Genomic DNA, 22,312 nt, shown 5'->3' on the forward strand with positions numbered 1-22,312 from the left:
GCCCGGGACGTGCGAGGACACGGGACGGGCGGGACGGTTGCGGTCACGGCGGCTGGACCCTTCGCTCGGGAGCGGTGCCGTGCGGGGCGCGGGGTGGTGCGGACAGCCGGTGCGCGTAAACAGCCGGTCGTGCGGGCGGGACGGGCTGCGGGCGGGACAGGGGTGCGGAAGGTACCGGTACGGCGGCGCGCACGGGCAGTGTGCGGGGTGGCGGGAGAGGAGCGGGTCAGGCGGACAGGGCGGGGATGACCGTGGAGCCGTAGGCGTCGATCGTCGCCTCTCTCGCGTCGTGCATGTCGTACACGGCGAACTGGTCGACCCCGAGGTCGCGCAGCACCGTCAGCTTCTCGATGTGCGCCTCGGCCGGCCCCAGCAGGCAGAACCGGTCCACGATCTCGTCGGGCACGAAGGCGGTGTCCGGGTTGCCGGCGCGACCGTGGTGGCTGTAGTCGTACCCGGACCGCCCGGCGATGTACGCCGTGAGCGCTTCGGGTACGAGGCCGGAGTGTTCGCCGTACCGGGAGACGAGGTCGGCGACGTGGTTGCCGACCATGCCGCCGAACCACCGGCACTGCCGTCGGGCGTGGTCCAGGTCGTCGCCCACGTAGGCGGGCGCGGCGACGCAGATGGTGACCGAGTCCGGGTCCCGGCCCGCGGCGGCGGCCGACTCGCGCACCGCCTTGACCATCCACTCGGTGAGGTACGGGTCGGCCAGCTGGAGGATGAAGCCGTCGGCCTTCTCCCCGGCCAGGGCGAGGGCCTTCGGCCCGTACGCCCCCATCCAGACAGGCAGCCTGCCGTCCTTCACCCAGGGAAGCCGGACCCGCTGCCCGTCGACGGAGGCCTCGCGCCCCTCGGCGAGGTCGCGGATCGCGTCGATGGCCTCGCCGAGCCGGGCCAGGGTGTTGGGCTTGCGGCCGGCCACCCGCATCGCCGAGTCGCCCCGCCCGATGCCGCAGACGGTGCGGTTCCCGTACATCTCGTTGAGGGTGGCGAAGGTGGAGGCGGTGACCTCCCAGGTGCGGGTGGACGGGTTGGTCACCATCGGGCCGACGATCAGCCGCTCGGTGTGCTCCAGGATGCGGCTGTAGATGACGAACGGCTCCTGCCAGAGCACGGTCGAGTCGAAGGTCCAGCCGTAGCGGAAGCCGTTGCGTTCGGCACGGCGCATCAGCCCCACGACGGCCGAGGCGGGCGGGTCGGTCTGGAGGACGAGTCCGAAGTCCATGGCTGCTCCTGGTGGCGGAACGGGCGGTCGGTGCGCGGGGGTGCGTGCCGCGTGCGGCGCGGCCGGTGGGTCGGGGGCGCTGCCTCCCTGGTGACGTGCTCGGCGGAGATCCTTCCCCGTCCGGGGAGAACCCGGACGGGATACGACGATGTCGCCCCGGAGGCGGGGCGAGGGATACGCGCCCGCGCCCTGCCGGAAGGTTTCCGCCGGCCGGTGAGCCGCGGGGCCGTGTCTCACACGTACTGACCGATCCCCCGTGGCAGGTACGTCCCGTGGCCCGCGTGGCCCACGTACTCCCGGTCCTCGATCACCGGGACACCGCGGGACAGGACCGTCTCCACCCGGCCCGTCACCCGCTTTCCCTCGTAGGCCGAGTAGTCGACGTTCATGTGGTGCGTCTCGGCGGAGATGACCTGTTGCGCCCCGGGGTCGTAGATGACGAGGTCGGCGTCCGAACCCGGCGCGATCGTGCCCTTCTTCGGATACAGGCCGAACATCCGGGCGGGGGTCGCGCAGGCGATCTCGATCCAGCGGCGCCGGCTGATCCGCCCGTCGACCACGGCCTGGTGCAGCAGGTCCATGCGGTTCTCGACGCCCGGCATGCCGTTCGGGATCTTGGAGAAGTCCCCGCGCCCCATCTCCTTCTGCCCCTTGAAGCAGAAGGGGCAGTGGTCCGTGGACACCACCTGCAGATCGTTCGTCCGCAGCCCGCGCCACAGCGCCGCCTGGTGTTCCTCGGGGCGGAGTGGAGTGGAGCAGACGTACTTCGCGCCCTCGAAGTCCGGTTCCGCAAGGTTGCCGGTCGACAGGAACAGGTACTGCGGGCACGTCTCACCGAAGACGGGGAGGCCCTCGTCGCGGGCCCGGGCCAGTTCGGCCAGTGCCTCCTGGGCCGAGACGTGCACCACGTACAGGGGTGCGCCCGCCACCTGGCTCAGCTTGATCACCCGGTGCGTGGCCTCCGCCTCCAGGAGGGCCTTGCGGACCTCGCCGTGGTGGCGCGGGTCCCTCTCGCCCCGTGCCAGTGCCTGTTCGACCAGCACGTCGATGGCGAGACCGTTCTCCGCGTGCGTCATCACCAGCCCGCCGTTCCCCGCGGCCTGCTGCATCGCCCGCAGGATCTGGCCGTCGTCGGAGAGGAAGACCCCGGGATAGGCGGTGAAGAGCTTGAACGAGGTGACGCCCGCCGAGACGAGCGTGTCCATCTCCCTGAGCGAGGACGGGTTCACGTCGGACATGATCATGTGGAATCCGTAGTCGACGGCGCACCGCCCGTCCGCCTTCGCGTGCCACGCGTCGAGGCCCTCGCCGAGCGACCCGCCCTTGGACTGGATGGCGAAATCGACGATGGTCGTCGTGCCGCCCCACGCCGCGGCCCGCGTCCCCGTCTCGAAGGTGTCGGAGGCGAAGGTCCCGCCGAAGGGCATCTCCATGTGCGTGTGGGCGTCGACCCCGCCGGGGATGACGTACTTCCCCCTGGCGTCGATCCTGTGCTCGGCGGTCCACCCGTGGCTGTCGTGCGTGGCCAGGGCCACCACGCGGCCGCCCTCGACGAGCACATCGGCGTGCAGTTCGTCCGAGGCGGTGACGACCAGACCGCCGGTGATCAGCGTACGTGTCATGGCTTCTGCTCCCCTCGCGGCGGATGCGGGACGCGTTCGGTCGGCGACCGTTCCGCGTGTGCCGTCACCCGGCCGCTCGCAGTGCGTCGGACAGGATTTCCGCGCCCTCCTCCGCCTCGGCGACGGTGAGCGACAGCGGCGGCGCGATCCGCAGGACGCTGGTGTCGTGACCGCCCCCCTTGCCGATGAGCAGCCCGCCGGCGCGGGCCGCTTCGAGCACGGCCGCCGCGGCCTCGGGGTCCGCCTCGTCGGTGCCCGGCCTGACGAGCTCGATACCGATCATGAGGCCGCGTCCCCGCACCTCACGTACGGCCGCGGAGGCCGCGCCGACGGCTCGGAGCCGCTCGATGAGCAGTCCGCCGACCCGTCGTGCGTTGCCCTGGAGGTCGTGGTCCAGCAGGTAGGTGAGGTTGGCCAGACCGGCCGCCATGGTGACCGGGGAACCGCCGAACGTCGAGATGGAGTTGGCGTCCAGGCAGTTCATGACGTCGGCGCGGGCGACGACGCCGCCGATGGACATGCCGTTGCCGATGCCCTTGGCGAACGTCAGGATGTCCGGCGGTCCGTTGTCCGCGTGGGCCTGCCAACCCCAGAAGTGGTCACCAGTACGCCCCCAGCCGGTCTGCACCTCGTCGGAGATCCAGAGGATGCCGTGCCGGGAGAGGACCTCCCGGAAGGCCGCGTACAACCCGTCGGGGGGTGCGGTGAAGCCGCCGACGCCCTGTACGGGTTCGGCGATCAGCGCGGCGGCTCCCCGCGTGTGGCCGAGCAGGTCCTCCAGGTCGGCCACACAGGCCTGGATGAACCGCTCGTCGCTCAGTTCGGCGTACGGCCCACGGCTGCGGACCCCGCCGTGGACGTACGTGGTCTGCAACGGAGACAGACTCGTGGGCGACCAGGCCCGGTTGCCCGTGACGGACACCGCCGAGAACGACCGGCCGTGGTAGCTGTTGCGCATCGCCAGGATCTGGTTCGACCCGCTGTACACCGTGGCGAGCAGCAGCGCGGTGTCGTTGGCCTCGGTGCCCGAGGTGGTGAAGAAGACCCGTGCGTCGGGGATGCCGGAGAGGTGGGCGACGCGCTCGGCGAGCTCGACCAGCGGGCGGTTGAGGTAGAGCGTCGAGGAGTGGATGATGCGGCCGGCCTGCTCGGAGACGGCTTTGGTCACCTCGGGAAGGGCGTGCGCGGTCATGGTGGTGAGGATGCCGCCGAAGAAGTCGAGGTAGCGGTTGCCGTCCGCGTCCCAGACGTGGCGCCCCTCACCGTGGGTGAGCTCCAGGGGCTGCCGGTAGTAGAGGGCCAGCCAGTCGGGGCTGACGGCGCGGTGCCGCTCGTACAGTCCGCTCACGGCTCCACCAGCCCGTCGTACGCGTCCGGCCGGCGGTCCCGGTAGAACGCCCACTGCCGGCGGACCTGCTCGATCATCCCGAAGTCGAGGTCGCGTACGAGGAGTTCCTCCTCCTTGTCGCTGGCCACGTCGCCGACGAACTGTCCGCGCGGGTCGACGAAGTAGCTGGTGCCGTAGAAGTCGTTGTCGCCGTACTCCTCCTGCCCGACCCGGTTGATCGCGGCGATGAAGTACTCGTTGGCAACGGCTGAGGCGGGCTGTTCCAGCTGCCACAGGTAACCGGAGAGGCCGCGCGAGGTGGCCGACGGGTTGTAGACCAACTGGGCTCCGTTGAGGCCGAGTTGACGCCAACCCTCGGGGAAGTGCCGGTCGTAGCAGATGTATACGCCGACCTTGCCGACCGCCGTGTCGAAGACCGGCCAGCCGGCGTTGCCCGGCTTGAAGTAGTACTTCTCCCAGAAGCCCTTGACCTGGGGGATGTGGTGCTTGCGGTACTTGCCGAGGTAGGAGCCGTCGGCGTCGATGACGGCGGCGGTGTTGTAGTAGAAGCCCGACTGCTCGAACTCGAAGACCGGCACGACGATCACCATGCCCGTCTCACGGGCCAGGTCCCGCATCCGCCGGACGGTGGGACCGTCCGGGACCGCCTCGGCCCACCGGTAGTGCTCGGGGTCCTGCACCTGGCAGAAGTAGGGGGCGTTGAACACCTCCTGGAAGCCGATGATCTTCGCTCCCTGCCGGGCGGCTTCGCGGGCATGGTCCTCATGCTTGGCGATCATGGATTCGGTGTCGCCGGTCCAGGTCGCCTGGACGAGTGCGGCGCGTACGACGTGGGACATGAGCTGCTCCTTCGACGTGGCGTCAGAGAGCCTCAACACATGCTCTACGCACGTAGACACAGTACGTAGGAGGAGAACGTAAGCCCCGCCACACGGCGGGGCAAGACCATCGCCGTGAACCGGCGGAGTCGATCATGTTTCACACCCGAGCGGTCCACACCCGCCCGGGGGCATGAGCGGCACCCATGCGCGGCCGTACCGCACGGGGACGTGACGCGCTCGGGCGGCGACGCCGCGTACCCGACCCGCTGCCACCCCGCGCACGGGCGAGTACGTGGCCCGGTGATCTCCGCCCACGTGGAGGCGGAGGGCCGGGAGTGCCGGGGCGGTGGCGGCTCCGAGTGTGGACGGGTCAGTCCGGGGAAGCCCGCGCACGGGGTGCTGAACCGGCCGCCGCGCGGAACACAGGCGAGCCTCCGAGCGGGGCGCAACGGACGGAGCCCCCGCTCAGGATCTGCGGGACGCCCAGGGCGGACAGCGCGGCGCGGGGGCGCGACCGGTACCCCGCAGGCCGGTCACGGCCCCGCGTGCCCACGTGCCCAGGCCGGTCACGGCCCCACGTGCCCACGTGCCCAGGCCGGTCACGGCCCCATGTGCGCAGGCCGGTCACGGCCCCACGTGCCCACGTCTGTCAGGAGCCGCAGCAGCCGCCCGCCGGGGTCTGATCGGCAGCCGCTCCGGCCGGGGCGGGGGCGGCGAGCCGGATGAGTTGCGGGGCGGGTGTGCAGCAGCCGCCGTCGCCCTGCTGGGCCTCGGGGACGTCGAACAGGCCGGCGCCGCCGCACACCCCGGTCTCCGGGAGGGTGAGTTCCACACGGTCGGCGGAGGCGAGGTCGCCGGCGATCGCGGCGGCGACCGAGCGGACCTGCTCGTAGCCGGTCATGGCCAGGAACGTCGGGGCGCGGCCGTAGGACTTCATACCGACCACGTAGAGGCCCTGCTCGGGGTGGGAGAGCTCGCGGTGGCCGTGCGGGTGGACGGTGCCGCAGGAGTGCTGGTTGGGGTCGATCAGCGGAGCCAGTAGGGCCGGCGCCTGCAGGCGTTCGTCGAGGCCCAGACGCAACTCGTCAAGGAAGGACAGGTCCGGACGGAAGCCCGTCAGCACGATCGCCTCGTCGACCGCGTCCAGGCGGCGCCCACCCTCGCCCACCAGAACCAGGCGGCCGTCCGCGTCGCGCTCGATCTCCTCGATGCGGAAGCCGGTGACCGCGTCCGCGTGACCGGCGTCGACGGCGGCCTTCGCCGCCAGACCCAACGCGCCGCGCGCCGGGAGCTGGTCGGCTTCTCCACCGCCGAAGGTGGAACCCGAGATGCCCCGGCGCAGGACCCACACGCCCTTCGTCCCCGCGCCTCCGTCGGACTTCGCCAGGTCGGCGAGGTAGGCGAGGGCCGTGAAAGCGGAGGCGCCGGAGCCGATCACCGCGGTGCGCCTGCCGGTGTAACGGGCGCGGACGGCCGGGTCCTTGAGGTCCGGGACGCGGTAGGTGATCCGGTCGGCCGCCGCGCGCTCGCCGAGGGCGGCAAGGCCACTGCCGCCGGCCGGGGACGGCGTGGCCCAGGTGCCGGAGGCGTCGATGACGGCGCGCGCGAGGACGCGCTCCTCACGGTCGCCGGCGAGGGCGACGTGGACGACGAAGGGCTGCCGCTCGCGGTCGGCGTCGACGATCCTGTCCCGGCCGGCCCGGGAGACACCGGTGACCGTCGCGCCGAGGTGGACGCGGTCGCCGAGCACGTCGGCGAGCGGTTGCAGGTAGAGGTCGGCCCAGTCGCGACCGGAGGGGTAGGCAGCCGGGTCGGGCCGCGTCCATCCGGTGGGGGCGAGGAGCTCCTCCGCGGCCGGGTCGACGATCTCCCCCCAGGGGGAGAACAGGCGCACGTGCGACCACTCGCGCACCGCGGCACCGGCGGTGGGCCCGGCTTCCAGGACCAGAGGCTCGAGACCCTGGTCGAGCAGGTGGGCGGCGGCGGCCAGCCCGGCGGGTCCGGCCCCGATCACGACGACGGGCAGCTCGGTGGTGGCGAGCGCGTTCACGGCGACTCCTTGCGTATTTCGACAATCGTCGATGGCTTGCGGAGCCCAGCATGGCACCTGCATTGACGGGCGTCAACATAGACAGACTTCGAAATGATGGGCTCGCCGGAGGAGCGCCACGACGGGTCCTCCCGCACTGATTCGACGTGTGTCAACATAGGCGTATGTCGCATGTGAAGGTGCCGCCGCTGCTCGAAACCGCCGACGGCCGAGGGGGAGCGCCTTGCTGTCCGCCCCTGGCCGAGCGCCCCATGAGCGCCCCGGAGGCCGAGACTGCCGCGCGGATGTTCAAGGCGCTCGGTGACCCCGTCCGGCTGCGCCTGTTCTCCGCCGTGGCCTCGCACGAGGACGGGGAGGCGTGCGTGTGCGACATCAGCGATGTGGGCGTCTCCCAGCCCACGGTGTCCCACCACCTGAAGAAGCTCAAGGAGGCCGGTCTGCTCACCTCCGAGCGGCGCGGCACGTGGGTCTACTACCGGGTCGAGCCGTCCGTCCTGGCCGCGATGGGCAAGCTGCTTACCCTTCCGGCCGCCGCCTGACCGCAACGGCGAAGGGAGGGGGCTCCTTGCCGGGCCGCCGCCGAGCAGGTCCCGGAGCGGCACGCGGACGCGGGCGTGGACGAGCGCGCGGTCCTCGTCCACGCCGCCCGCCCGCGGGTCACCTCCGCCTCGTTCGAGGTGCTGGTCGGCTCCCCCGGGCAGGCGGGGTCCGGAGCGTCCGGGCCGGGATCATGCCCGGGCGCACCGGGGGTCCTGCCGTTCACCGGCGGGCCTGATCCCGTGTCATCGGCATCCGGGGGCGGGCACCGGCGCGACGGCCTGCGCGACCTCGGCTTCGTCGAGTCCCGCAGCCCTGTCATCCGTGGCCGTCAGCTCAGTCGGGCGATCTCGCGGGCGGCGTCGCGGGCGGGGCGGCCTACGCCGATGAGGGTGGCGGAGGCCGGGCCGGTCCAGTCGCCGTAGCCGACCAGGTGCAGCCGCGGCTCGCCGAGCGCGCGGGTGCCGTCGGTGGGGATGTGTCCGCGTGGGCCGCGCAGGTTCAGCGGGGCCAGATGGGCCAGGGCCGGGCGGAAGCCGGTGCACCAGATCACCGCGTCCACCTCCGTGTGGCTGCCGTCGGCCCATCGGACACCGTCGGCGGTCAGCCTCGCGAAGGCCGGCTCCGCCTGGAGGAGTCCGGCGTCGCGGGCCGCGCGTACGGGCGGCACGGAGACGATGTCACCGAGCGAGGCCACCCCGCCGGTGTCGCCCCGGCCTGCTTCGAGGGCGCGGCGGCGGGCGGTGGCGACGTCGAACAGGGCGCGGCCGTCGATGTCGTCCGGCAGGAAGCGCGGCGGCCGCCTGGTCACCCACCTCACATCGACACCGCCGTCCAGGGCGAGATCGGCGGCGATCTGCGCGCCGGAGTTCCCGCCGCCGACCACGATGACGCGTCGGTCGGCGAAGTCGGCCGGAGAGCGGTAGTCCACCGTGTGCAGCTGCCGTCCGGTGAAGCCGCCGCGGCCCGCCGCGGCGGGGAGGAAGGGCCGTGACCAGGTGCCGGTGGCGCTGATGACCGCGCGGGCCAGCCAGGTGCCGGAGTTCGCTTCGACCAGGAGCCGGCCCGCCTCGCGGCGTACGGAACGCACGCGGGTGCCGTGCTGGACGGGCAGGCCGTAGCGCTTCTCGTAGTCGGCGAGGTAGTCCACCACGTGTCCGGCGTCCGGGTAGGTCTCGCCGGGCTGGGCGGGCATGAGGCGGCCGGGCAGGGAGGAGTACCCGGCCGGGGAGAACAGGTGCAGGGAGTCCCACATGTGCTGCCAGGAACCGCCCGGTGCCGCGTCCGCGTCCAGGATGACGTGGTCGAGCCCCTGCCGGCTCAGGTGATAGCCGGCGGCGAGCCCTGCCTGGCCGCCTCCGATCACCACCACGTCCGTGCGCCGCGTCATGGGGCCGTCGTCACCGCGTCGGCGGCGAACTTCCTCCGCCAGGCGAGCGCGACGTGGACCAGGCCGATCAGCACCGGGACTTCGATGAGCGGGCCGACGACGCCGGACAGCGCCTGCCCGCTCGTGACGCCGAAGGTGGCGACGGCGACCGCGATGGCCAGCTCGAAGTTGTTGCCCGCCGCGGTGAAGGCGAGGGTCGCGGTGCGGTCGTAGGCCAGCCCGAGGCCCCTGCCGAGCAGGAACGTACCGAAGAACATGATCGCGAAGTAGACCAGCAGCGGCAGCGCGATCCGGGCGACGTCCAGCGGGCGGGAGGTGATGGTCGCGCCCTGCAGGGCGAAGAGGATGACGATCGTGAAGAGTAGCCCGTACAGCGCCCACGGGCCGATCTTCGGCAGGAACCCCGTCTCGTAGCCGGAGCGGCCCAGCTTCCGCTCGCCGACGCGGCGGGTGACGAAGCCGGCCAGCAGCGGGATGCCGAGGAAGATGACGACGTTCAGCGCGATGTGCCACACGGACACGTCCAGGCCCTGGCCGTCACCGAGGTTCATCCAGCGCGGCAGCAGGTCGAGGTAGAACCAGCCCAGCAGGCCGAAGGCGAGCACCTGGAACACCGAGTTCAGCGCGACCAGGACGGCGGCGGCCTCGCGGTCACCGCAGGCGAGGTCGTTCCAGATGATGACCATGGCGATACAGCGGGCGAGCCCGACGATGATCAGGCCGGTGCGGTACTCGGGCAGGTCCGGCAGGAAGATCCAGGCGAGGGCGAACATCACCGCGGGGCCGACGATCCAGTTGATGACCAGCGAGGAGACCATCAGCTTCCGGTCGCCGGTCACGCGGTCGAGCCGGTCGTAGCGGACCTTGGCGAGGACCGGGTACATCATGACGAGCAGGCCGAGCGCGATCGGCAGGGAGATCCCGCCGATCTCGATCTTCGCGAGCGCGTCGTTCATCCCCGGGATCAGGCGGCCCAGGCCCAGGCCGACGGCCATGGCGAGCAGGATCCACACCGCGAGGTAGCGGTCGAGGGTGGAGAGCTTCCTGACGACCGAGTCGTCCCCGGAGAGACGCGCACCCTGGGCGGGGGCGGTGGTGGGCTCCGTGGCCGTCACGGGCACGCCCTCCTGTTCCCGGCAGCGGTGCGGGCGGAGGCGGCGAGTGCGGCGAACCGCTCGGACAGGCCGGCCAGGACCTCGGGCTTGAGTGTGTAGTAGACGAAGCGGCCGCACGGCTCGGTCTCCACCAGTCCGGCCTCGCGCAGCACCTTCATGTGGTTGGACAGGTTGGTCTGCTTAGCTCCGGTCTCCTCGACCAGGTGCGTCATGCAGAGGGTCTCGCGCGCCAGCAGGGTCACGATCCGGAGGCGGAGCGGATCGCCCAGCACCCGGATCACATCAGGATCGACTGAAGTCAGCATGCGCTGATACTGTCACATCGTCACTGCTGCCGCCATCAAGGGCTGAAGTCATCGGCGGCGGGGTTCCGCCGTGCGACGGGAGAGAACGATCACCATGGCCGACAAGCCGTCCGTCCTGTTCGTCTGCGTCCACAACGCCGGCCGCTCCCAGATGGCCGCCGCGTGGCTGAACCACCTGGCCGGAGACCGCGTCGAGGTTCGCTCCGCCGGCTCCGACCCCGGAGACCGGGTCAATCCGGCCGCCGTCGAGGCCATGGCCGAGGTCGGCATCGACATCTCCGAGGAGATGCCGAAGATCCTCACCGTCGATGCGGTACGCGAGTCGGACGTGTGCGTCACCATGGGCTGCGGTGACACCTGTCCCGTCTTCCCCGGCAAGCGGTACCTGGACTGGAAGCTCGCGGACCCGGCCGGCCAGGGCGTCGAAGCCGTGCGCCCGATCCGCGACGAGATCAGGGCTCTGGTCGAGGGCCTGATCGCCGAGACCGCCCCGGAGGAGACGGCGTGAGCGGGATACGCGGCTGGTGCTCCGTCACGTCGCTTTCACCGGCCCGACGCCCGGGAGCCGTTCCGGCCGACGGCAGCGCACCGCCGGCCTGTGACGGAAGGACCCCGCGCGCTCCACGGCCGTGGGACACCTGAGGGCGCGGGGTCCGGCGCGTCCCGCTCAGAAGGTGACGGCGATCCCGGTGTGGGGCCGCTTGCCGAACCGTACGAGGGCGGCCGGAAGGTCCACGATCCAGAACTTCCAGGTGTACTTGCGGGCCAGTACCTTGCGGACCGCGGCGGTCTCCGCCGCGTCGAGCAGGCGGGCCGTGCCCTCGGCGCTGGGCGCGCCCTCCGCGATCCGGCCACGGACGTCGCAGACGGTGACGCGCACCCGGCTGTCGCGGCGCAGCCGCTTGACCTTCCAGGAATCGGACCGGGTCCAGATGTACAGCACGCCGTCCTCGGCGGCCGCCCAGACCGGGGTGGCCACGGGGGTACCGTCCTTGCGGTAGGTGGTCAGACTGACGTACTCGCTGCGGGCGAAGTCCTGGAGAGTCACGGTGGCGACCCTACTCCGTTTCCCGTCCGCGGAGTTGGGGGACCTCCCGCCCGCGGCCCTGCCCGCGCCCGGTGCGGCGCCCCGGGCGCACGAGTCCGGCAGGTCCGGACGGAACGCGGCTCGCAGGCCCGTCCTGGCCGACGTGGCCGACGTGGCCGGAGGGCCCCGGGCCGGTGCGCGGGGCTGCCCCGTCGCACCGGCCCGGCGTCACGGAGCGGACCGTACTGTCACGGACGGCCGCCCGGCCGCACCACCATCGCCGAGCCACCGCCCCTGCGCACCTTTTCCGCGGCCGCGAGCCAGCGTCCGTCCGGCAGCCGCTGGACACCCGTGGCCGCCCCGATCTCCGGGTTCGCCTTGAAGACGTGGCCGAGCGCCTCCAACTGCCCGCGCACCGGGCTGTTCCACAGCCCCGGCTCGATCTCGGTGGTGGCCGAGTTGCGCTGGCTGGCACGTGGCGCCGCGATCGCCTCGACGAGGGGAAGCCCCCGGTCCAGGTGGCCGGTCAGCGACTGCAGCACGGTGGTGATGATCGTCGCGCCGCCCGGCGAGCCCAGGGCAAGCACCGGCCTGCCGTGCTCCAGCACGATGGTCGGCGAGATGGACGACCTCGGCCGCTTGCCCGGACCGGGCAGGTTCGGGTCGTGCACCGCCGGAGCGGCGGGCGCGAAGGAGAAGTCCGTCAGTTCGTTGTTGAGCAGGAAACCCCGCCCCGGCACAGTGATGCCGCTGCCGCCCGTCGACTCGATGGTCAGCGTGTACGCGACGACGTTGCCCCACTTGTCGGCCGTGGTCAGGTGGGTCGTGTTCTCGCCCTCGAACGTCGTCGGGGCAGCCGTGCCACCGGCCGCGCAGCGCGTGGGGTGGCGCGGATCGCCGGGGGCGAGCGGGCTGGTGAGGACGGCGTCGTCCTTGATGAGGCACTCGCGCGAGTCGGCGAAGCGCTGGCTGAGCAGCCCACGGGTGGGCACGTCCTCGAATGCCGGGTCGCCGACCCAGCGCCCCCGGTCGGCGAAGGCGATCCGGCTCGCCTCGATCAGCCGGTGCAGGTACCGCGCCTCGCTCGCCTTCGAGAGGTCGGTGGACTCGAGGATGTTGAGTGCCTCGCCCACACTCGTACCGCCCGAGGAGGAGGGGGCCATGCCGTAGACGTCCAGGCCCCGGTAGCCGACCTTCGTCGGCGCCCGGTGCAGTGCGTGGTACGCCTTCAGGTCGTCGGCCGTGAGGTCGCCGGGGCGCACCACCCGGGTCGCGTCCGGGGCGACGGGGGGCTTGCGAACCGTCGAGACGATGTCCCGGGCCAGTTCGCCACGGTACAGCTCGTCGATACCCTCACGGCCCAGGGTCTCGTACGTCCGGGCCAGGTCGGGGTTCTTGAAGACGGAGCCGACGGCCGGGAGTTCACCGCCCGGCAGGAAGAGCTTCGCGGAGGCCGGGAAGTCGGCGAACCTGGCCTGGTTGCCCGCGGTCTGTGAGCGGAAGGTGTCGTCGACGACGAACCCGTCGCGTGCCAGCCGTTCGGCCGGTTTCAGCAGCGTGCCCAGCGGGACGCTGCCCCACGCGTCGAGCGCCTTGTCCCAGGTGGCCGGTGTGCCCGGGGTGCCGACGCCGAGGCCGCTGGTGACGGCGTCGTTGAACGGGATCGGCCGCCCGTTCTCCAGGAACAGCGAGGAGTCCGCGCTGCGTGGCGCGGTCTCCCGGCCGTCGATGGTCCGTACGGTGCGCTCGGCGGCGTCGTAGTGGACGAAGTAGCCCCCGCCTCCGATGCCCGCCGAGTACGGCTCGGTGACCCCCAGGGCGGCAGCCGTCGCCACGGCCGCGTCGACGGCGTTGCCTCCTTTGCGGAGCACCTCGATACCGGCCGCCGACGCGTCCGCGTCGACGCTCGCCACCGCTCCCCCGTATCCCACCGCCACCGGTGACTTGGGGGGTGGTGGTGCGAGGGGTGACGCGGCCGCAGGGGCTGCGGGGGCCGCGGCACCGAGCGAGCTGATGACGGCGATCACACTCAACAACGACACATTCCGGCCTGCGGAACGACGCATCCGTACCTCCAGTGGAGAATCGTCCGCGCAGGGTAACGCCGCACCGGCCGGATCGTCAGGACCGCCTCGGCCGGTCGTCCCGACCACCGCCGGCTCGCACGCCGTCCGCGCGCCGGGTACCGAGCCGGGTGAGCGCGGCACGGCGATCGGTGGCGCGGCTCGAACCGGCCCGCGGCCCCCGCCGTGGTCCGCAGCCCTGAGCACCCGACGGCGTTTCTGCGCACGGGCGTTGCGCTGATGGCAGGGACCGGCCACAGGCCCCTGGGGCCCTTGTGCGACCCTCCGCGCGCACCCGACGCTTGCACTCGTCCGCTCCGACGGGAAGCGGATTCCGGTGCTGGTGGAACATGAACGGAGACGCACATGAGCGGAGTCAAGAGGGGTCTGCGCCGTCTGGCGGTGGGGGCGAGCGCACTGCTGACGGCAGTGGGCATCACGATGACGGGGGCCTCCCCGGCCGCGGCCGTGGACTACTACTACGAACTGCCCTACCCGGCGGGTGAGGCGTACACGGTCACCCAGGGGCCGGAGGGTACGTACTCGCACACCGGCCCGTACAACGAGTACGCCTGGGACTTCGGCCTCCCCGCCAACTACGAGGTGTCCGCGGCGCAGGCGGGCACCATCGTCTTCTCGAACTGGTCGCCGTACTGGCAGAACGGCATCGAGGTGCTCATCCGTCACTCGAACGGCCAGTGCACCCACTACGCGCACCTCAACAGGTCGTTCTACGAGCCGGGTGACTGGGTCCCGCAGGGCCGGATCGTCGGCTGGTCGGGCAGCACGGGCAACTCCACGGCACCGCATCTGCACTTCCAGGTGATCGACTGCAACAGCCGCGTGGGCCTGCCCGCCACCCTCCAGGGCTGGACGCCGTACACCGGGACCCGTCCGGTCAGTGTGAACGCGTACGCCTGACCCGGCGGGCCGCCCCCGGCAGTCCCCGGCGGGAGGGGACTGCCCTGCGAGGACGGCGGCCGACCGTGTCCCGTGCCGTCGGGGGCGGTCCTGACCGGCCGGCGCGTGCGCGTCCGGCTCACGCCGAGCCGTAGACCTCGCGCACGTTGTCGCGAGGTGCCGGCCTGACCTTCGCGGCCGGTCCCTCCGCGAAGGCACGGAGCAGGTTCTCCGTGGTGCGCGTGACGAACGCTCCGGTCCGTGCGTCCATGCCGTGGTTGCGGCCGTTCTCCTTCGTTCCGGCCAGGAGGCCCTCGACCCAGCGCATGGTCCCGGACGCGAAGACGCCGGCCCCGCTCGGCACCGTGTAGTACGCCGAATCGGCGTGGCTCCGCCTGCCGTTGCAGACCAGGGGCGAGTGGGCGACGACCTCGATCGGCGCGTCGGGAAGGGCACCGGGGGTGACGCGGTCGTATTCGACGCCGACGAGGTGGGGGAAGGCGTCGCCCCGCTTCGCTCCGGTCCCCTCGAAGAGCCAGTGACCGGCCTCGTGGACGACGTAGGGGGCGTCTGTGGGATAGCCCTCGTAGAGGACCCCCGTCAACGACGACTCCGGGTCGGGAGCGGGGTCCTGGCGGAAGTCGGTGGTCACCAGGGCGCCCTGGCGGGGGTACAGGGGATCGTGGCGGTAGTCGGTCTTGTAGCAGACCACGGTGCGTTCCCCTTCCTCGAGCCGGATCCGGCGGAAGCAGGTGTTGGCACCGAGGAAGGCCAGGTTGGTTCCGGCGTCGCGGGCGCGGGTCATGGACTGCCGCTGCTGAGGTGTCCAGTACTCGTCGTGGCCGAGCGTGACCGCGCACACGGCGTCCCGCAGCACCGTCGGGTCGCGGTGGATGTCGATGCCGGTGCTGTACGCCAACGGCAGGCCCAGCCGCTCCGCAAGGACGACCGCGGCCCGCTCGTACACCAGGAACTTCTCGGCTCCGTTGCTGTCGTAGGGCCGGGCGAAGGAGACCGCCAGGGCGCGCTTCCCGTAGGATCCGCCCTCGCCCTCGTAAAGGCTGGAGCCACCCCACAGGTTGTACGCCTGCCACGTCGCCGGCGCATGGACCAGCAGGGTCTTCCCCCTGGCGTTCACCGAGCGGACGATCAGGGGGACGTATCGCTGGTGTCCGCCCTCCGCGTCGAGGCGCAGCAGATAGGCACCCTCCGGCCAGCCGTCCGAGCGTACGAGGACCGTACGCTTCCAGCCGGCCCGCACCGTGCGCGTCCCCGGAGCCGAGGCCGGCTCCCCCTGGACCCGTCCGGCCACCCTGCCGGAGCGCCAGACCAGGCGTGCCTGCGCGCCGCCGTACCATCCCATCCGGTACGCCGAGACGCGGAACCCCGGTGCGGTGGTGGACACGTACAGTCCGAAGGTCTCGCCCGGCAGGACGCTCACCTTGTCGGTGTAGCCGAGAACGGCCTCAGGCGGACCCGTCGAGCGGATGCGCCAGCCGGAGTCGCCCGGGCGGGATGACTCGGAGGGGCGAGCCGAAGCGCCCGGGGCGCGGCCCGGGGCCCTGTCGCAGCCCTGCGTGGTCATGCCCGCGGCCGAGACGCCGGCCGCCGCGGTCACCCCGAGGAACCGCCTGCGGGCCAGGCCTCCTCCACCGTCGCCGCGGCCCGGGCCTTCCCGCTCCGCATCCGTCGGAACATCCATCGGAATCATTCCCCTGCCGAAGGTGTCACATGCTCTTGCCGTCATCGTGGGCCAGCACCACACCTCCGGCCACCAGAGAGGGGCCGGACGCCCGGCAGGGATCCGGGACGGGCCGCCGGCTGTCCCTGGCACGGCGGAGCCGGGCGGCGTGGACGTCCTGACCGCCGACTGAGCGCGTGCGGGGCTGCTCGCTCCGCGCGGCCGGAGATCCGGCCGGCGACCGGGGCCCCGGCACCGGGCGCTCCCCCGTGTGGTAAGGGTACGGTCGGGTGGTGAGCGCGATCCGCTGACCTCTGGGCCCAACTGCGCAGAGTGCGTGGCTAGTAGGAGAAACCGATGACTTTTGACGACGCCGAGTTCCGCAAGCAGATCCGGTCGGACATTCCGCATTCGGCGCGGGTGTGGAACGCGTGGCTGGGCGGGAAGGACAACTACCCGGTGGACCGGGAGCTGGCCGACGCGGTCACGTCCGCCTATCCGCAGATGGCCGACATCGCGCAGGCCTCGCGCGCCTTCCAAGCCCGCGCGGTCCGGCACCTCGCGGGCCTCGGCGTACGCCAGTTCCTGGACGTGGGGACGGGCCTGCCCGTGGAGAACAGTACTCACGAGGTCGCGCAGGCCGTCGCCCCGGACTCCCGGATCGTCTACGTGGACAACGACCCCATCGTCCTGGTCCACGCCGCCGCCCTGCTGACCAGCGCCCCGGAGGGCAGGACGGCGTACGTCGACGCGGACCTGTCGCACACCGACGAGGTGGTGGACGAGGCGGCGAAGACCCTGGACCTCTCCGAGCCGGTGGCCGTGCTCCTGCTGTCGACCCTGGGGCATCTGACCCCCGCCGACGGGATGAGCGTGGTGCGGCGGTACATGGCCCGGATGGCTCCGGGGAGTTACCTGGTGCTCTGCGACACGGTGAAGACACCGCAGACGCTCGCGGCGCAGGAGGCGTACGACTCGGGCGACAACCCGCCCTACCTGGTGCGTGAGCCGGAGGAGATCACGGGGTGCGCGGAGGGGCTCGATCTGCTCGAGCCCGGCTTCGTCTCGATCGCGTACTGGCGTCCGACCGAGGAGAACCCGACAGCCGTCGACCAGTGGGGGCTTGTCGCGCGCAAGCCGTGAACTGCCCTGCCCGCCGCCGGCACCCGTCTGTCGCCGGCACGCGCGGGCAGGCCCCGGTACCAAGGAGAGCGGCACCCGCGTCGCCGTGCTCGGCGACGCGGGTGCCGCCCGTCCTCGGCATGGTGGTCGGCAACGCCCCCTACGTGTTCCACGGGCGGTCACCGCACCAGCCGTTCCGGCGTAGACGCGGAAGTGTTCTCCGCCGCCTACGCCGTCCCGGCCGGTGACCGCCGGCCCTGGTGATCGACGCCGTCGATCCTCTGTACTTCCGGCACATTCCGCCCGGCTCGCAGCTGACCTTCTCCCCGCCGACGGGACCGGCTGTCCCGGGGCGAGGGGTGATCACCGGCCGCTGCCGTGCGGGCTCGGGTCCGATGTGCGGATCAGGCCCGAGGCTCCTGCGTACCCGGCAGCAGCGTTCCTGGTTCGGCGGGGGCGACGCCCACCGCCTTCGTCTTCGGATTGCGCCGCTGCCGTCCGCCCACCCAGTTGGCGAACCAGGAGAGCAGCATGCACATCCCGATGTAGATCGGCGAGATCACCATGACCACGGGGATGAACGGCAGATCGTAGTCGAGGTTCGAGGCGATCAGCTTGCCCGCGTGGAGGAACTCCTCGTAGGTGATCAGGAAGCCCAGAGACGTGTCCTTGAGGGCCACGACCAGCTGACTGATGATGGTGGGCATCATCGCGCGGACGGCCTGCGGGGCCAGGACGTACGTGGTGACCTGCGTCTTGCGCAGGCCCAGCGCGTACGCCGCCTCCCGCTGGCCCCGTTCCACGGAGTTGATGCCCGTGCGGAAGACCTCGGCGAGTACGGAGCCGTTGTAGAGGGTCAGTCCGGCGACCAGCGCGGGCAGCGGCTGCACCTTCAGCGCGACGAAGATGAAGAAGATCATCACCAGGACGGGCATGGCCCGGAAGAACTCGACCAGCAGCGTGGAGACCCAGCGCACCGGCCGGTGCTCGGAGAGGCGCCCGGCGGCGAGCAGGGCCCCGAGCGCGAGGGAGAGCACCGCCGCGTATGCGAAGGCCTTCAGGGTGTTACCGAGGCCGCGCAGCAGCAGTTCCTGGATGCCCTTGTAGGTGAACGGCGACCATTTGGCCGCGGTGAACTGGTCCGTGTCGAAGAGGAGGTACAGCAGCCAGCCGAGGGCCGCGAGGATGAGCACCGTCGCGGCGACCCCGTAGACGAAGTGGCGTCTGCGGGTGACGGGCCCGGGGATGTCGTACAGGGCGGTGGCGGAATGGGTCATCGGGCGACTCCCCAGCGCTTCTCCATCAGGTTGAAGAGCGCACTGATGGACAGGGTGATGATGAGATATCCGACGGCGATCCAGACGAACGACCAGATGATGCTGTAGCCGAGTTCGTTGAGCGGCTTGTAGGTGCCGAGCAGCTCGGTGACGCTGAAGGCCCCCGCGATCGCCGAGTTCTTGGCCAGGGCGATGAGGGTCGAGCCCACGGGCGGGATCACCGACCGGAAGGCCTGCGGAAGCACCACGTTGCCCAGTGTCTGCCCGAAGGACAGACCGAGGCTGCGGGCCGCCTCGCCCTGGCCCGTGGGCACCGTGTTGATGCCGGAGCGGAGGGCCTCGCAGATGAAGGCCGAGGTGTAGCAGCCGAGGGCGAGGACCGCGAAGACCTTGAAGGGCAGCACCAGGCCGAACCGCGGCAGCCCGAGCAGTACGGCGAAGAACAGCAGGGTCAGCGGCGTGTTGCGGAGCACCGCGACCCACACGGTGCCGATCACCCGGAGCGAGCCCACGGGCGCGACCCGGAAGGACGCCATCACAAAGCCGAGCAGCAGGGCGAGGACCGAGGAGTAGACGGTCAGCTCCAGGGTGCCGAGGAAACCCTTGCCGTAGAGCGAGAAGTTGTCTGTCAGTACGTACACGGTGGCCTGCCCCTCAGCTCGCCGGGTAGCGGTCGATGGGCGGCGGCGTCGGCGCGGGCACTCCGGAGAGCCCCAGGGTGGCCTCGAACGCCTTCTTCCAGTTGCCGTTCTTCTCGTTCGCCTCCAGGGCGTCGTCGAGGGCGTAGCGCAGCGTGTTGTCCGCGCGCGGCACGCCGATGCCGTACGGCTCCTCGGAGAAGGGCTTGCCGACGAGCTTCATCTCCTTCGGGGCCTTGGCCGCGAAGCCGAGCAGGATGGCATCGTCGGTGGTGACGGCGTCGACCTGGAAGGTCAGGAGATTGTCGACGCAGATCGAGTAGGTGTCGTAGGCGACGAGCTTCGCCCTGGGGTAGTCGGCGGCGATGCGCTGGTACGGCGTGGAGCCGGCGGCCGAGCAGACGGTTCTGCCCGCGAGGTCCTGCGGCCCGTGGATGTCGTTCTCGTCGGTGCGTACGAGCAGGCTCTGGCCGGCCAGGTAGCAGGGCCCGGCGAAGCCCACCAGCTTCTTGCGCTTGTCGTTGATGGTGTACGTGCCGACGTAGTAGTCGATCTGGCCGTTCTGGAGGGCTGTCTCCCGGTTGGCGGAGGCGATGGTCCGGAAGCGGATCGTCTTCGGTTCGAAGCCCAGGGAAGCCGCCATCATGCGGGCGATCTCGATGTCGAAGCCGGAGTAGACGCCGGTGGCGGGGTCCTTCTCGCCGAGATAGGGCTGGTCCTCCTTGGCGCCGACGACCAGGTAGCCGCGCCTCTTGGCCTGTGTCCAGGTCTTCGACCCGGGCAGCCGGAAGCCCGTGTCGACGGTGTAGTGGGGCAGTTGCCCGGCTTTCGGCCCCTTGACCGGCGGGCTGCCCTCCCTGCCGCAGCCGGCGCCGAGCGCGGCGAGCAGCAGGCCCGCGAGCAGGGCCGCGATGTTCCTCGTACGCAACACGGTGCCCCCTGTCAGTGCTTGAGGATCTTCGACAGGAAGTCCTTGGCGCGGTCGCTCTCGGGAGCGGTGAAGAAGTCCTCCGGGGTGCGGTCCTCGACGACGCGGCCTTCGGCCATGAACACCACGCGGTTCGCGGCCGACCTGGCGAAGCCCATCTCGTGGGTGACGACCACCATGGTCATGCCCTCGCGGGCGAGCTGGCGCATCACCTCCAGCACCTCGTTGATCATCTCCGGGTCGAGCGCCGAGGTGGGCTCGTCGAAGAGGAGGGCCTTCGGGTCCATGGCCAGGGCCCGGGCGATGGCGACGCGCTGCTGCTGACCTCCGGAGAGCTGGGCGGGCAGTTTGTCCGCCTGGGAGGCCAGCCCGACCCGCTCCAGCAGTTCCCGGGAACGCCGGTCCGCCTCGTCCTTCCGGCGCTTGCGGACCTTGAGCTGGGCGAGCGAGACGTTGGCCAGCACGGTCTTGTGCGCGAACAGGTTGAACGACTGGAAGACCATGCCGACTTCGGCCCGGAGCTGCGCGAGGCCCTTCCCCTCCTCCGGGAGCGGCTCGCCGTCGATGGTGATGCGACCGGACTGGATGGTCTCGAGTCTGTTGATCGTCCGGCAGAGCGTGGATTTGCCCGATCCGGAGGGGCCGATGACCACCACCACCTCCCCGCGGCCGACGGTGAGATTGATGTCCTGCAGGACGTGCAACTTCCCGAAGTACTTGTTGACGTCCCGCAGCTCGATCAACGGATCGACTGCCATACGCTGCCCTACCCACTTTTCGCTGTGCCGAGGTCAGCGCAAACTATCCAGGCCGGACCGGCGCTTCGGAGCCGACACGCACCGGCAGCGTATAAGGCTGCTTATCGCGTTTTGCCGATCGGCCCGCTCTCGGCCGACTCCGCGTACATCTCGGACAGCTCGGGGCTGCCCGTCATCGCCCAGTCCAGACCGGCCGCGACGACATCGATCTCGCGCCCCGAGGCCAGCCGCACCACGGGCTTCCCTCCGGCGAGGATGTCCCACACGGCACCGGGGACGGTGCGTACGAGGACGGTGCCGAGGTAGAGGCCGGCGTCGTTGCCCAGCCAGGGAAGCTCTTCCGGGTCGTCGCGCCACAGCGGCGGCAGCTGGTCGAGCGCGGACAACGAGGCGGGGCTGTCGTCGAGTTCGAGTCCGCACTGTCCCGCGCGGGCGCGCAGGAGTTCGCATTCCGCGAGCAGTTCGGCCACGCCGTCCGGATCGGTCTCGACGGCGGCCGCGAGAGCCACCCCCTGCGTACCGCCCTGGCGCTTGCGCCAGTTGTCCAGGAAAGGGATGTTCATGCCACAAGGGTCCCATCCCGGGCGGGCTCCGCACCACAGGGCGCGCGACCGTTCGGGGCAGAAGGCCGGGGCCGGGTACACGGAAACAGCCCGTAAGCTGCGGAGATGACGTCGCGCGACTATCTCTCCGAACTCTTCTCGCTGGACGGCCGGGTCGCCGTCGTGACCGGTGGCAGCTCCGGCATCGGCCGGGGCATCGCCGGGGCGCTCGCGCACGCCGGGGCGAGCGTGGTGCTCGTGGCGCGCAGGGAGGCGGAGCTGGCGCGCGCGGCCGGCGAACTCACCGCCGCGGGCTGCCGGGCGGCCTGGGTGAGCGCCGACCTGGGGAGCACCGACGGTGCGCGGGCGGCGGGCGACTCGGCGGCCGCGGTCTTCGGGGAGCCGGACATCCTGGTCAACTGCGCGGGAATCAACCTGCGTCCGCCGATGGGCGAGCTGGAAGAGGAGGTCTGGGACACCACCATGACGGTGAACCTCAAGGCCCCTTACCTGCTGGGGCTGCGGTACGGGCCGGGCATGGCCGAGCGTGGGTACGGGCGGATGATCCACATCACCTCGCAACAGGCGCACCGGGCGTTCGTGCGGAGCGGGGCGTACGGGGTCTCCAAAGGCGCACTGGAGTCGCTGGCCCGCTCGCAGGCCGAGGCGTGGTCGCCGCACGGCGTCACCTGCAACACCCTGGTGCCGGGGTTCGTGATGACGCCGCTCAACGAGCGGCTGTCGTCCGATCCCGACCAGGTGGCGGCGCTGGCCGCGCGCACGATGGTGGGACGCAACGGCCTGGCGGAGGACTTCGCGGGAGCCGCGGTCTTCCTGGCGAGCGCCGCGTCGTCGTACGTCACCGGGCAGTCGGTCTTCGTGGACGGCGGCTTCTCCGTGCACTGACCCGGCCCCGGCTCGCGGGCGCACGGAGAAGTGCGCGGCGCTCGCCCCGCGCGG

21 protein-coding genes are annotated in these 22,312 nt (G+C 71.4%); 5 read left to right on the top strand and 16 right to left on the bottom strand.

Annotation, left to right across the window (positions count from 1 at the left end):
- Nucleotides 1-226: 226 nt before the first annotated feature.
- From ACH4VO_RS27545 to ACH4VO_RS27565, 5 genes are all read right to left on the bottom strand, one after another.
- Nucleotides 227-1,228 (bottom strand): TIGR03842 family LLM class F420-dependent oxidoreductase, encoded by a 1,002-nt coding sequence (locus ACH4VO_RS27545; protein ID WP_360993547.1) that lies wholly within the window; start codon nt 1,226-1,228, stop codon nt 227-229.
- A gap of 233 nt (nt 1,229-1,461) precedes the next feature.
- Nucleotides 1,462-2,850 carry a dihydropyrimidinase gene (hydA, locus tag ACH4VO_RS27550; protein WP_360993545.1) on the bottom strand — a complete coding sequence of 463 codons (1,389 nt, stop codon included), beginning with the start codon at nt 2,848-2,850 and terminating at the stop codon, nt 1,462-1,464.
- A 64-nt stretch (nt 2,851-2,914) separates the two neighbouring features.
- A complete protein-coding gene (locus ACH4VO_RS27555; RefSeq protein ID WP_360993542.1) occupies nt 2,915-4,198 on the bottom strand; it encodes an aspartate aminotransferase family protein in 1,284 nt (427 codons plus the stop codon).
- Nucleotides 4,195-5,037, bottom strand: coding sequence for a nitrilase-related carbon-nitrogen hydrolase (locus ACH4VO_RS27560; RefSeq protein ID WP_360993539.1), 843 nt, complete (start codon nt 5,035-5,037; stop codon nt 4,195-4,197). The genes ACH4VO_RS27555 and ACH4VO_RS27560 overlap by 4 nt, the downstream gene beginning before the upstream one ends.
- A gap of 631 nt (nt 5,038-5,668) precedes the next feature.
- Complete coding sequence (locus ACH4VO_RS27565) at nt 5,669-7,069, bottom strand: NAD(P)-binding domain-containing protein (protein WP_360993536.1); 1,401 nt, start codon at nt 7,067-7,069, stop codon at nt 5,669-5,671.
- Between the two features lie 164 nt (nt 7,070-7,233).
- Here ACH4VO_RS27565 and ACH4VO_RS27570 point away from each other — a divergent pair, with 164 nt between their 5' ends.
- Complete coding sequence (locus ACH4VO_RS27570) at nt 7,234-7,608, top strand: metalloregulator ArsR/SmtB family transcription factor (protein WP_360993533.1); 375 nt, start codon at nt 7,234-7,236, stop codon at nt 7,606-7,608.
- 329 nt (nt 7,609-7,937) lie between these two features.
- Here ACH4VO_RS27570 and ACH4VO_RS27575 read toward each other — a convergent pair whose 3' ends face one another.
- Genes ACH4VO_RS27575 through ACH4VO_RS27585 form a run of 3 tightly spaced genes read right to left on the bottom strand, consistent with a single transcriptional unit; the run spans nt 7,938 to nt 10,416 of the window.
- The gene (locus tag ACH4VO_RS27575; RefSeq protein WP_360993530.1) at nt 7,938-8,996 is read right to left on the bottom strand and encodes an ArsO family NAD(P)H-dependent flavin-containing monooxygenase; all 1,059 of its coding nucleotides are present in this window, start codon (nt 8,994-8,996) and stop codon (nt 7,938-7,940) included.
- The gene (gene arsB / locus ACH4VO_RS27580; protein ID WP_360993528.1) at nt 8,993-10,111 is read right to left on the bottom strand and encodes an ACR3 family arsenite efflux transporter; all 1,119 of its coding nucleotides are present in this window, start codon (nt 10,109-10,111) and stop codon (nt 8,993-8,995) included. The genes ACH4VO_RS27575 and arsB overlap by 4 nt, the downstream gene beginning before the upstream one ends.
- Nucleotides 10,108-10,416: a metalloregulator ArsR/SmtB family transcription factor gene (locus ACH4VO_RS27585; RefSeq protein ID WP_360993526.1), complete on the bottom strand. Its 309-nt coding sequence runs from the start codon at nt 10,414-10,416 to the stop codon at nt 10,108-10,110. The genes arsB and ACH4VO_RS27585 overlap by 4 nt, the downstream gene beginning before the upstream one ends.
- Before the next feature lie 94 nt (nt 10,417-10,510).
- Between ACH4VO_RS27585 and ACH4VO_RS27590 the strand changes: the two genes are divergently transcribed.
- The gene (locus tag ACH4VO_RS27590) at nt 10,511-10,924 is read left to right on the top strand and encodes an arsenate reductase ArsC (RefSeq protein ID WP_360993523.1); all 414 of its coding nucleotides are present in this window, start codon (nt 10,511-10,513) and stop codon (nt 10,922-10,924) included.
- A 159-nt stretch (nt 10,925-11,083) separates the two neighbouring features.
- Here ACH4VO_RS27590 and ACH4VO_RS27595 read toward each other — a convergent pair whose 3' ends face one another.
- Both ACH4VO_RS27595 and ggt read right to left on the bottom strand, forming a co-directional pair.
- A complete protein-coding gene (locus ACH4VO_RS27595) occupies nt 11,084-11,464 on the bottom strand; it encodes a PPOX class F420-dependent oxidoreductase (RefSeq protein ID WP_360993520.1) in 381 nt (126 codons plus the stop codon).
- A gap of 227 nt (nt 11,465-11,691) precedes the next feature.
- Nucleotides 11,692-13,509, bottom strand: coding sequence for a gamma-glutamyltransferase (ggt, locus tag ACH4VO_RS27600; RefSeq protein WP_360993517.1), 1,818 nt, complete (start codon nt 13,507-13,509; stop codon nt 11,692-11,694).
- Between the two features lie 363 nt (nt 13,510-13,872).
- Between ggt and ACH4VO_RS27605 the strand changes: the two genes are divergently transcribed.
- Nucleotides 13,873-14,427 (top strand): M23 family metallopeptidase, encoded by a 555-nt coding sequence (locus tag ACH4VO_RS27605; RefSeq protein WP_360993514.1) that lies wholly within the window; start codon nt 13,873-13,875, stop codon nt 14,425-14,427.
- Nucleotides 14,428-14,545: 118 nt separating this feature from the next.
- Here ACH4VO_RS27605 and ACH4VO_RS27610 read toward each other — a convergent pair whose 3' ends face one another.
- A complete protein-coding gene (locus ACH4VO_RS27610; RefSeq protein ID WP_360993511.1) occupies nt 14,546-16,108 on the bottom strand; it encodes a N,N-dimethylformamidase beta subunit family domain-containing protein in 1,563 nt (520 codons plus the stop codon).
- Nucleotides 16,109-16,444: 336 nt separating this feature from the next.
- Between ACH4VO_RS27610 and ACH4VO_RS27615 the strand changes: the two genes are divergently transcribed.
- Nucleotides 16,445-17,230, top strand: coding sequence for an SAM-dependent methyltransferase (locus tag ACH4VO_RS27615; protein ID WP_360993508.1), 786 nt, complete (start codon nt 16,445-16,447; stop codon nt 17,228-17,230).
- Between the two features lie 383 nt (nt 17,231-17,613).
- Here ACH4VO_RS27615 and ACH4VO_RS27620 read toward each other — a convergent pair whose 3' ends face one another.
- The 5 genes from ACH4VO_RS27620 to ACH4VO_RS27640 form a co-directional block, all read right to left on the bottom strand.
- Nucleotides 17,614-18,486 (bottom strand): amino acid ABC transporter permease, encoded by an 873-nt coding sequence (locus tag ACH4VO_RS27620; protein ID WP_360993505.1) that lies wholly within the window; start codon nt 18,484-18,486, stop codon nt 17,614-17,616.
- Nucleotides 18,483-19,127 carry an amino acid ABC transporter permease gene (locus tag ACH4VO_RS27625; protein WP_360993502.1) on the bottom strand — a complete coding sequence of 215 codons (645 nt, stop codon included), beginning with the start codon at nt 19,125-19,127 and terminating at the stop codon, nt 18,483-18,485. The genes ACH4VO_RS27620 and ACH4VO_RS27625 overlap by 4 nt, the downstream gene beginning before the upstream one ends.
- Nucleotides 19,128-19,140: 13 nt before the next feature.
- Entirely contained in the window at nt 19,141-20,055 is a 915-nt protein-coding gene (locus tag ACH4VO_RS27630; RefSeq protein WP_360993499.1) for a glutamate ABC transporter substrate-binding protein, read from the bottom strand.
- 11 nt (nt 20,056-20,066) lie between these two features.
- The gene (locus tag ACH4VO_RS27635; protein WP_360993496.1) at nt 20,067-20,810 is read right to left on the bottom strand and encodes an amino acid ABC transporter ATP-binding protein; all 744 of its coding nucleotides are present in this window, start codon (nt 20,808-20,810) and stop codon (nt 20,067-20,069) included.
- A 101-nt stretch (nt 20,811-20,911) separates the two neighbouring features.
- On the bottom strand, nt 20,912-21,373 hold the full coding sequence (locus ACH4VO_RS27640; RefSeq protein WP_360993493.1) for a DUF6278 family protein: 462 nt from the start codon (nt 21,371-21,373) through the stop codon (nt 20,912-20,914).
- A 105-nt stretch (nt 21,374-21,478) separates the two neighbouring features.
- Here ACH4VO_RS27640 and ACH4VO_RS27645 point away from each other — a divergent pair, with 105 nt between their 5' ends.
- Nucleotides 21,479-22,258, top strand: a complete 780-nt coding sequence (locus tag ACH4VO_RS27645; protein WP_360993491.1) for an SDR family oxidoreductase — start codon at nt 21,479-21,481, stop codon at nt 22,256-22,258.
- Nucleotides 22,259-22,312: the final 54 nt, after the last annotated feature.

It is taken from the genome of Streptomyces sp. NPDC020780 (genome assembly GCF_044334475.1).
Taxonomy (GTDB): Bacteria; Actinomycetota; Actinomycetes; order Streptomycetales; family Streptomycetaceae; genus Streptomyces.

What these genes read in the sequence shown, in the direction of transcription:
- ACH4VO_RS27545 (WP_360993547.1), bottom strand. Translation starts at nt 1,228, where the DNA reads ATGGACTTCGGACTCGTCCTCCAGACCGACCCGCCCGCCTCGGCCGTC.
- hydA (WP_360993545.1), bottom strand. Translation starts at nt 2,850, where the DNA reads ATGACACGTACGCTGATCACCGGCGGTCTGGTCGTCACCGCCTCGGAC.
- ACH4VO_RS27560 (WP_360993539.1), bottom strand. Translation starts at nt 5,037, where the DNA reads ATGTCCCACGTCGTACGCGCCGCACTCGTCCAGGCGACCTGGACCGGC.
- ACH4VO_RS27570 (WP_360993533.1), top strand. Translation starts at nt 7,234, where the DNA reads ATGTCGCATGTGAAGGTGCCGCCGCTGCTCGAAACCGCCGACGGCCGA.
- ACH4VO_RS27575 (WP_360993530.1), bottom strand. Translation starts at nt 8,996, where the DNA reads ATGACGCGGCGCACGGACGTGGTGGTGATCGGAGGCGGCCAGGCAGGG.
- ACH4VO_RS27585 (WP_360993526.1), bottom strand. Translation starts at nt 10,416, where the DNA reads ATGCTGACTTCAGTCGATCCTGATGTGATCCGGGTGCTGGGCGATCCG.
- ACH4VO_RS27590 (WP_360993523.1), top strand. Translation starts at nt 10,511, where the DNA reads ATGGCCGACAAGCCGTCCGTCCTGTTCGTCTGCGTCCACAACGCCGGC.
- ggt (WP_360993517.1), bottom strand. Translation starts at nt 13,509, where the DNA reads ATGCGTCGTTCCGCAGGCCGGAATGTGTCGTTGTTGAGTGTGATCGCC.
- ACH4VO_RS27605 (WP_360993514.1), top strand. Translation starts at nt 13,873, where the DNA reads ATGAGCGGAGTCAAGAGGGGTCTGCGCCGTCTGGCGGTGGGGGCGAGC.
- ACH4VO_RS27610 (WP_360993511.1), bottom strand. Translation starts at nt 16,108, where the DNA reads ATGGATGTTCCGACGGATGCGGAGCGGGAAGGCCCGGGCCGCGGCGAC.
- ACH4VO_RS27615 (WP_360993508.1), top strand. Translation starts at nt 16,445, where the DNA reads ATGACTTTTGACGACGCCGAGTTCCGCAAGCAGATCCGGTCGGACATT.
- ACH4VO_RS27620 (WP_360993505.1), bottom strand. Translation starts at nt 18,486, where the DNA reads ATGACCCATTCCGCCACCGCCCTGTACGACATCCCCGGGCCCGTCACC.
- ACH4VO_RS27635 (WP_360993496.1), bottom strand. Translation starts at nt 20,810, where the DNA reads ATGGCAGTCGATCCGTTGATCGAGCTGCGGGACGTCAACAAGTACTTC.
- ACH4VO_RS27640 (WP_360993493.1), bottom strand. Translation starts at nt 21,373, where the DNA reads ATGAACATCCCTTTCCTGGACAACTGGCGCAAGCGCCAGGGCGGTACG.
- ACH4VO_RS27645 (WP_360993491.1), top strand. Translation starts at nt 21,479, where the DNA reads ATGACGTCGCGCGACTATCTCTCCGAACTCTTCTCGCTGGACGGCCGG.